Here is a 7,954-nt window from a genome sequence, read left to right as displayed (position 1 = left end):
TATCTTTTTAACAGCTTCAGCTTTGAATGCTGCACTATAGGTTCTGATTTTCTTAGTCATGATAAACTCCTCATTGAGTCGTTAGTTTACCAAGTTTGGTTCTACAGTTTTTTCAGCATAGCTCAGTTCATTAGTATAAATTCTGGTTTGAGGTCTTTATGAAATACTTCATTAGCATAAAGCTTATTGCCAAAACATATATCTCTATCTGTTATTCCACATTTTTTACCTGCACTTCCACCCTCAGCACATATTAAAACTGAACCTGCTTTGGCTACTTTGAACTTGGGCTCTTCATAAGGAATAATTATTCCATTGTCATAATTTAAAGTCTCAAAACCATAACCAACATCTTTTGTACCGATATAAGGCCATCCGTTAGTTACATTACTATACTTACTTTCTTTAAGTCTGGCATTGATGCTATTGCCATTGAAAATATTTAGTACCTCGTTTAATCTTACCCTCTGCCAGCCTTGGGGCAGTTCGAAGGCTTTTTCATTATTACTAATAGGGGGTAATGGCTTAGTCTTCTTGATTACCTTTTTTTTAATCAACTGAGCCTTCTCAGCCGCTACTTTCTCTAATAAAACAGAGGCAGGCTCATCATCAGTATTTTGTGGAACTAACTTTCCACGTACTGCTAGCTCCAAGATTAGCTCACGCAATTTAGTAATGCCGTATAGCTCATACTTTTTACTGCTGCCACGCCCACTAGTCGATTTAGCCAATATAGCGCTGGTCCAAATATCGATATGTTCAGTGATTAACTGCTCTGGCTGGTCGGCTTCTTGATTAATATCTAAGCTTGTCTGTTCATTCATAGTTATTTGCCCTCTGTCGTATTAGCAGACAGCGCAGCGCCCAGTACATCTTTTAATTGGCTACGTAACCTATCGATACTATGTTGCTGTTCGGCATAGTCAACCAATAGTTTATCAGGGTCATAATCAATTACCTCGCCTTGGTAGGGGTTTGGGATATCGAGGTTATAGTTACGCTTGATGACCTCTTCAATACTGACCTTCCAAGCGTAATCATTTTCGACACGACTGGCAAAGTCTTCAGACTCATCACCCCACCAGTTAATCTCGGTTTGAAACTCTTCAAACTTCATTGGTTTGGTTTTGCTATAGTTTTTGACGCCTTTAGGATAAGGATGCTCATAAAACCAAATATCTTTGGTTGGCTGACCTTTGGTAAAGAAGAGAATATTGGTCTTAATGCCCGTATAAGGGTTAAACACACCGTTTGGCAAGCGCACGATGGTATGCAGATTACATTCCTCTGTCAGCATTTTCTTTAGCTTAGTTTTTACCCCTTCACCAAACAAGGTGCCATCAGGTAACACGACGGCAGCGCGGCCTTTATCTTTCAAAACCTCGATGATTAATTGTAAAAACAAATCTGCCGTTTCGCGGGTTTGGAACTCAGCAGGGAAGTTCTTTTCGATACCGTGCTCTTCAGTGCCTCCAAAAGGTGGGTTGGTTACGATGACATCAACATCACTGTCCCAGCTTGATAGCGGCTTATTGAGAGTATTATCATGGCGTATCTGTACGGGTACTTCGATACCATGCAGCATCATATTGGTCGTACAGAGCAAATGCGGCAGCTGTTTCTTTTCAACACCCAAAATTTGTTTTTGTAGTATCTGATGATCTTCAGCAGTTTCGACATAGTTGTTTTTAACATGATCAAACGAACATGCCAAAAACCCGCCTGTACCACAAGCTGGATCCATGACGCGCTCACCCAGCTTTGGATCAACACGGTCAACAATAAAGCGTGTCACCGCACGAGGCGTATAAAACTCACCTGCATTGCCTGCGCTCTGTAAATCACGCAGCAGTTGCTCATAAATATCACCAAACAGATGACGCTCATCTGAGCGGTTAAAGTCTACTTCATTGAGTTTATTAATCACTTGGCGTAGTAGCGTGCCATTTTTCATGTAGTTGTAGGCGTCACTCAAACCTTGACGCACTACGAAACCACGTGGGTTGGTGTCTACTGGTGCGGTGAGGTTCTTTAACTTAACGAATACTTCATCATTCACAAACTCTAATAGCTCATCACCAGTGATACCTTCGGGATTAGCTGCCCAATTACGCCAGAGATATTGCTCAGGAATGGATGTTTTATAGTTTTCTTGTTCAAACTCAAGCGCTTCTTCTTGAGCATCAAAGATTTTAAGGAATAATAACCATGACAACTGGCTTAAACGTTGGGCATCGCCATCTACACCGGCATCTTGACGCATGATATCTTGAATAGACTTAATAATAGAACTGATCGACATGTTGTTTCTTTTCTCAATAAACGATAGGAATAAAACAAGCCTCAATAAGAGGCTTAGATATGTATAACTTGTGACTAGGTGCTAGCTTGGCAGATTATGCTTGCTTAGGTGGTGGCGCCCAATAGATCTCGTTTTCAAGATCACTAATGGCTTGATGATAATCTTTTTTACTACCAAAGCCTTGTTTTACGATTTCCATCGGACTACCTAACTGATCAAGCGGCTTCACTTTGAGCACGTTTAGGCTTTCGATCTCTTCTACACCCGCATCAGCATACTTATCGAGCAAGGCATTTAGCACTTTTTGAGCAGTGTCTGAATACTTGGTAAAGTAATTGCGCTTCTTAACTTCATTCGCACGTTCACGACGGGTTAAAGGTGGCTGATCATATACCACATGGCAAATTAAGTCGAAGGGGTCCATGTCTGAACCGACCTCTTCCTGTAATGCTTCCCAAATAATACCAGCATTTGCCAGCTCATCAATGATGGTTTGTTTGCGCTCAGTATCATTCCAACGCTTGGTAAACTCGTCCAAACTAGTGAACTGCTTTGTAAAAGTTTTTCGAGTATAGTCCTGAAAAGACTCGGTGACCAGCTTACCATCAGTATCATAATACTGGATACGCTGTGCCATGACTTGGACAGATACACCTTTCACATGGTATTTTTTTGCGGGCTCACTGACACCCATGTCATCACCCATACCAGCCCCTAAATCAAAGCCGCTATTATCACTTTGGGTTGTATAGGCCAGATCAGTACCATTAGCAATATCTAACTCTGCGTCTGATTCTCCATCGACCACTTCGTCTAGCTCAGCACTTCCTTCATTAATTTGTGCTGGCGTCACGGTCATGATACGTTCAGGAATACCATCGAAGCGCTCATCTGCAAATAGCTCAGTCGCTTTTTTGAAGTCAAGAATCGTAAACCATAGCTTGCCGTATTTATCATTGATACGAGTGCCACGGCCAATAACCTGCTTAAACTTGGTCATCGATTTAATATTTTGATCTAAGACGATTAGCTTACAAGTTTGGGCATCAACACCAGTCGTCATCAGCTCTGACGTCGTCGCTATTACTGGATAAGGTTTCTTTGGATTGATGAAGTTATCAAGCTGTGCTTTGCCTAACTCATCATCGCCCGTGATTTTCATGACATACTTTTCGTTCTTTTTGATCTGCTCGGGATTGCAGTTAATCAGAGCACGGCGCATACGCTCTGCATGATCAATATCATTACAGAACACAATGGTTTTGGCCATTGGGTCAGTACGCTCAAGGTAGCTTGTGATGGTCTGAGCCACCAATTCAGTACGCTCATCAATCACCAGACTACGATCAAAGTCTTTTTGATTATAGATACGATCGTCAATCAACTCACCATGCTTATCTGTCTGTCCTTTGGTTGGACGCCAGCCTTGCATATCGACATCGATATCAATTCGAACCACTTTATAGGGCGCTAAAAACCCATCTTCAATACCCTGTTTTAGGGTATAGGTATAAACAGGATCCCCAAAGTAATAAGAATTAGATACCTCTTCAGTCTCTTTAGGAGTCGCTGTTAAGCCTACTTGTGTGGCGCTATCAAAATATTCCAATATTTCACGCCAAGCACTGTCTTCAGCAGCGCTACCTCGGTGGCACTCGTCAATGACAATCAGGTCAAAGAAGTCTGGTGCAACCTGTTTAAAGGCTTTCTGATGCTCGTCTGGACCTGTTAACGCTTGATATAAGCCAAGATGAATCTCGAAGGCTGGATCAACGGTACGGCCTTCTATTTTGGTCATCGCAGTACCAAAAGGCTGAAAATCATTAACCCGAGTTTGATCGACCAAAATATTACGATCTGCTAAAAACAAGATACGTTTCTTTTCTCTAGCCTTCCACAGACGCCAGATGATTTGAAATGCAGTATAAGTTTTACCTGTCCCTGTTGCCATTACGAGCAGGATGCGATCCTGTCCACGAGAAATGGCTTCTATGGTCTTATTGATGGCTTGTAGCTGATAATAACGCGGTGACTTACCACTGCCATCATCATGGTAGTCTTGAGTGATGATAGGCAGCTGTGCCTGCGTATAGCCTTTCCACTGGCAGTACTTATCCCATAGCTCAGCTGGTGTCGGGAAGTCTGCTAATGAAAGCTCTGTTTCGAGGATAGTGGTATTGGTTTTATCATGAAAAATAAAGCCATCGCCATTGGATGAAAACACAAACGGCACTTCGAGCAGCCCAGCATAATCAAGCGCTTGCTGCATACCCTTACCAATAGAGTGTTTATTGGCTTTGGCCTCGATAACAGCAAGCGGCAGATTAGGCTTGTGATACAGAACAATATCAGCAGATTTGACCGTCTTACGCACTGCCATTTGACCACGGACAATAACTTTACCATCACGAAGCTTCACCTCTTCGCGAATTTGGGTCATGTCATCCCAGCCTGAGCTTTTAATGGCAGGCAGAATGAATTTGCTGATAATATCTGTTTCGGATAATTCTAATTTGTTGATACCAGCCATGGCAGTAGGCTTCCTATCTAGCTAGTGTTGGGGGTAATTTATACTTTAACATATGTTGTGTCTTATCTTTCTATTGGAGTATCAATCTTAAGTACTTAAAGACCTTTGATATGATATTAGTGCATAATTAACGTGATATAAAAATACTATGGTATTAGCTTAGCGGTAACTAATTTATACTTTAATTCTAATAGTTACCATTTTAAGAAATAGCATTAGGTAATAATTGTATATTTATTTTAAGGTAGTATACATTTCATCTTCTACTTACATTCACAGATGACTACTACGTTTAGTCACAATTAACTGATAATCTAAGGAACATATGTCCGACATTAACTTTAATCAACGTCTAAATAGGTTAGAAGAGCGCAGGAAAGGTTCTAATTTTAGTTACTCATTTGATGGTCTCAATGAAGATACAGTTTTAAAAAGAGAACTTGATACCTTAAAAGAGTCTATGGAAAGCTGGCAGTCCGCATCAGATAAACCATCTGTACGTTATGCTTTAGGTGCAATGCAAGAAGTAGGAAAGCGTTATACGGAGATATCCGTTGAAACTGCAGTTAGAGTTCAAAAACAGCTTAAATCTAGGTTGCTGGATAATCATGGTATAAATACTGAGTATAGACTCCAAGGCTCTGTACCTTTGAACGTACATATAAAGGGTATTAGTGATGTTGATTTACTTGTTATTGATGAGTCGCATTATAGATCAGAGCATTATTTGGAAACTTTGCGTTCTCAAGATATTATAGAAATAAGCAAATTAAGAGCAGCATGTCACACCCAATTAAAAAGTGCCTACCCTGCAGTAACAGTTGACAATACTGGTGCCAAATGTATTAAGTTAGTAGGTGGTTCGCTTCAACGTGAAGTTGATGTTGTGCCTTCTCACTGGGTAAGAACAGATAAATACCAACAAGAAAAAAAGGCGTATGATCTTGGAGTCAACATACTTGATAGTAAAACTCCAACTACTTTGATGAACTTACCTTTTAGACATATTTACCTTATTGATACTAGGTGTAGGTATTTAACAGAGGGTGGGCTGAAAAAGTCTATACGGCTGTGTAAGACTTTAAAGGCCGACTTAATTACAGAAGGTTCTAAAATACACCTCAGTAGCTTTGATATAGCATCTATTATGTATCATGCAAACTTAGATAACTTAAAAAAAGGTAGTCATTACCCGTTAGCAGTTGTATTAGAGACACAAAGATTTTTCGATTATTTATATAATAACTCTTTTCGTAGGGATCTTTTATTTACACCTGACAATTCTAGATTAATTTTTGATACTGAAGATAAGAAATCATCTTTAACAACTATGAGCCTAGCTTTAGATAATCTCGTGAAAGAGATTAAAAAGGATCTAGGCTATTCATATAATAGTAGTTTAGAGTCTCATTATTTAACTAGTTAGTCGTTTCCAGAACATTGTTCCTATTGTTTTCCTACCGTCAACATTGTAATACTTGACGGTAGCACTTTCATTGTCTCTATTGAGGGTTAGCTCTGCAAATCCTCGGTGAATACGTAATTCAGCATGATTTAAGTCTTTAGGTCGGTTTTCATAACTGTAAAGTATTTTATATTCATCAATCTCATCATAAACAATAGCTGCAGAAATACTGTTCGATACGGAATACTCTGTTTCTAGCCTAATTCTAACTTTATCCCAACTTTGAAGTATTATGACGTCACCTTTCCATTTAAAATCTTGCTTGATCATATCATCATCTTCTTGTTGAAAGCTTGAAACTCCATCGCAAGACCACTTTCCAGATATGTTTGGATATTTTAATATCTTAAAAAACAGAGTGGTTTTCCACATCCATTTCTCGAATAAAAAATAAACTGCTAAAAAAAGTGTACCTGTAGTAAGCGTTGACAAGATCGTATTCCAATGAGATGGGAGCTCACCAAATACTTTCAACAAAGCATAAATCAATAACCAAGAAACTGCTGTAGCAAAGGCATATACATATCTACCTACATGTGATCTGTTATATCCATTCTGAACGCAATACTCATGACCGTCTTTTACCATATTGAACTCTTTTCTAAAAGCATTTAACGTATTTTACGATAATTTTCAGCTTATTATAGACTACTAAAATATACCTATAAACTGATATTAATTATGAAGAGTTATGTATTTACTACTTACGTTTAATTAAAGTGATTTGAAAATATACACAGACCTCTAAAACTTACATAATCAGCATTTTATACTAAATTTTGTATCTCAATATCCAACGCATCGCATATCTCATACGCTTTCTTCAGAGTAATGTTTTTCTCTCCACGCTCAATATTTCCCATATAGCTACGATCAATACCTGCCATCTCCGCCAATCTTTCTTGGGATATTCCTTTGCTTTTTCGCATCTCACGGACACGCTTTCCAAAGGCAATCATACGCTCATCTGTTGTCATCTCATTAACCACTGCTAAAGATAGCAATACTCACAGTGGTAAGCTACAATATCCACGGGATATAGTCGGTATTGAGAGGTGGGCGTGAAAACTAAACTAGAGTATCAGTCAGATATTACAGAGACCAATAAGCTTATTTGTGAGAGATACTGGCTAAGAGAAGCCGACAAACGAAGTGGTTTTATATATACCTGTAAAGAGATAGGTCAAGAGTTTGATGTTAAGCATCAAGATATACCTAGTATCGTTAAAATAAATTCTCATCTTGTCGTACTAGACTGTCAATGCATAGACTGCGGTAAAACTAAGATTTGCTATACTCGTTCACAGCTAATTCGATTGGATACTATTAGATGGCGGTGTGATGATTGCAGGGAGGCGCTTGAAAAAAGAATGGATCAAGAGTACTTAGAGTATCGTCTTAAACAAGACCGTTTGGCAGAAGAGAGAAGACAGACCGCTCTAGAGCATATCAATCAGTGCAGAAACACTCAATTGAGCAGTATTCCTTCAGTCACTGAGCTTAACGATGTGGATAAACTTTTACTCGCAGTGTAGTGGCATAATAAACTTGGACAGTGCATAAGAGGTTTATACTACCCTAAAAAAGGAAACTAGTATGACCAACAAACGCAACCAATATACCCGAGAATTCAAACTTGAAGCCATCAGCTTAGTCA

Annotated in this window: 7 protein-coding genes; 2 read left to right on the top strand and 5 right to left on the bottom strand. The window is 39.2% G+C overall.

Translation table 11 applies throughout. The features are described 5' to 3' along the window. Positions 1–122: 122 nt before the first annotated feature. The 3 genes from JMX91_RS13440 to hsdR all read right to left on the bottom strand — a co-directional run bounded on the left by JMX91_RS13440 (position 123) and on the right by hsdR (position 4,823). The gene (locus JMX91_RS13440; RefSeq protein WP_201549582.1) at positions 123–824 is read right to left on the bottom strand and encodes a hypothetical protein; all 702 of its coding nucleotides are present in this window, start codon (positions 822–824) and stop codon (positions 123–125) included. Positions 825–826: 2 nt separating this feature from the next. Next, complete coding sequence (locus JMX91_RS13025) at positions 827–2,302, bottom strand: N-6 DNA methylase (protein ID WP_201549581.1); 1,476 nt, start codon at positions 2,300–2,302, stop codon at positions 827–829. Between the two features lie 94 nt (positions 2,303–2,396). Further along, positions 2,397–4,823 (bottom strand): EcoAI/FtnUII family type I restriction enzme subunit R, encoded by a 2,427-nt coding sequence (hsdR, locus tag JMX91_RS13020; RefSeq protein ID WP_201549583.1) that lies wholly within the window; start codon positions 4,821–4,823, stop codon positions 2,397–2,399. A 334-nt stretch (positions 4,824–5,157) separates the two neighbouring features. Here hsdR and JMX91_RS13015 point away from each other — a divergent pair, with 334 nt between their 5' ends. After that, positions 5,158–6,258 carry a hypothetical protein gene (locus JMX91_RS13015; RefSeq protein WP_201549580.1) on the top strand — a complete coding sequence of 367 codons (1,101 nt, stop codon included), beginning with the start codon at positions 5,158–5,160 and terminating at the stop codon, positions 6,256–6,258. Here JMX91_RS13015 and JMX91_RS13010 read toward each other — a convergent pair. After that, the gene (locus JMX91_RS13010; protein WP_102092630.1) at positions 6,247–6,885 is read right to left on the bottom strand and encodes a hypothetical protein; all 639 of its coding nucleotides are present in this window, start codon (positions 6,883–6,885) and stop codon (positions 6,247–6,249) included. The genes JMX91_RS13015 and JMX91_RS13010 overlap by 12 nt on opposite strands. A gap of 179 nt (positions 6,886–7,064) precedes the next feature. Beyond that, positions 7,065–7,274 carry a helix-turn-helix domain-containing protein gene (locus tag JMX91_RS13005; protein ID WP_201549579.1) on the bottom strand — a complete coding sequence of 70 codons (210 nt, stop codon included), beginning with the start codon at positions 7,272–7,274 and terminating at the stop codon, positions 7,065–7,067. Between the two features lie 393 nt (positions 7,275–7,667). Between JMX91_RS13005 and JMX91_RS13000 the strand changes: the two genes are divergently transcribed. Beyond that, positions 7,668–7,832: a hypothetical protein gene (locus JMX91_RS13000; protein ID WP_201549578.1), complete on the top strand. Its 165-nt coding sequence runs from the start codon at positions 7,668–7,670 to the stop codon at positions 7,830–7,832. The last annotated feature ends 122 nt before the right edge of the window (positions 7,833–7,954 follow it).

This window comes from Psychrobacter sp. Pi2-1 (genome assembly GCF_904846645.1).
GTDB lineage: Bacteria > Pseudomonadota > Gammaproteobacteria > Pseudomonadales > Moraxellaceae > Psychrobacter.
The sequence above is the reverse complement of the archived record's forward strand: the minus strand, read 5'-3'. Positions and strand labels throughout refer to the sequence as shown.

Coding starts and splice junctions, on each gene's coding strand:
- JMX91_RS13440 (WP_201549582.1), bottom strand. CDS start 824: ATGAATGAACAGACAAGCTTAGATATTAATCAAGAAGCCGACCAGCCA.
- JMX91_RS13025 (WP_201549581.1), bottom strand. CDS start 2,302: ATGTCGATCAGTTCTATTATTAAGTCTATTCAAGATATCATGCGTCAA.
- JMX91_RS13015 (WP_201549580.1), top strand. CDS start 5,158: ATGTCCGACATTAACTTTAATCAACGTCTAAATAGGTTAGAAGAGCGC.
- JMX91_RS13010 (WP_102092630.1), bottom strand. CDS start 6,885: ATGGTAAAAGACGGTCATGAGTATTGCGTTCAGAATGGATATAACAGA.
- JMX91_RS13005 (WP_201549579.1), bottom strand. CDS start 7,274: ATGACAACAGATGAGCGTATGATTGCCTTTGGAAAGCGTGTCCGTGAG.
- JMX91_RS13000 (WP_201549578.1), top strand. CDS start 7,668: ATGGATCAAGAGTACTTAGAGTATCGTCTTAAACAAGACCGTTTGGCA.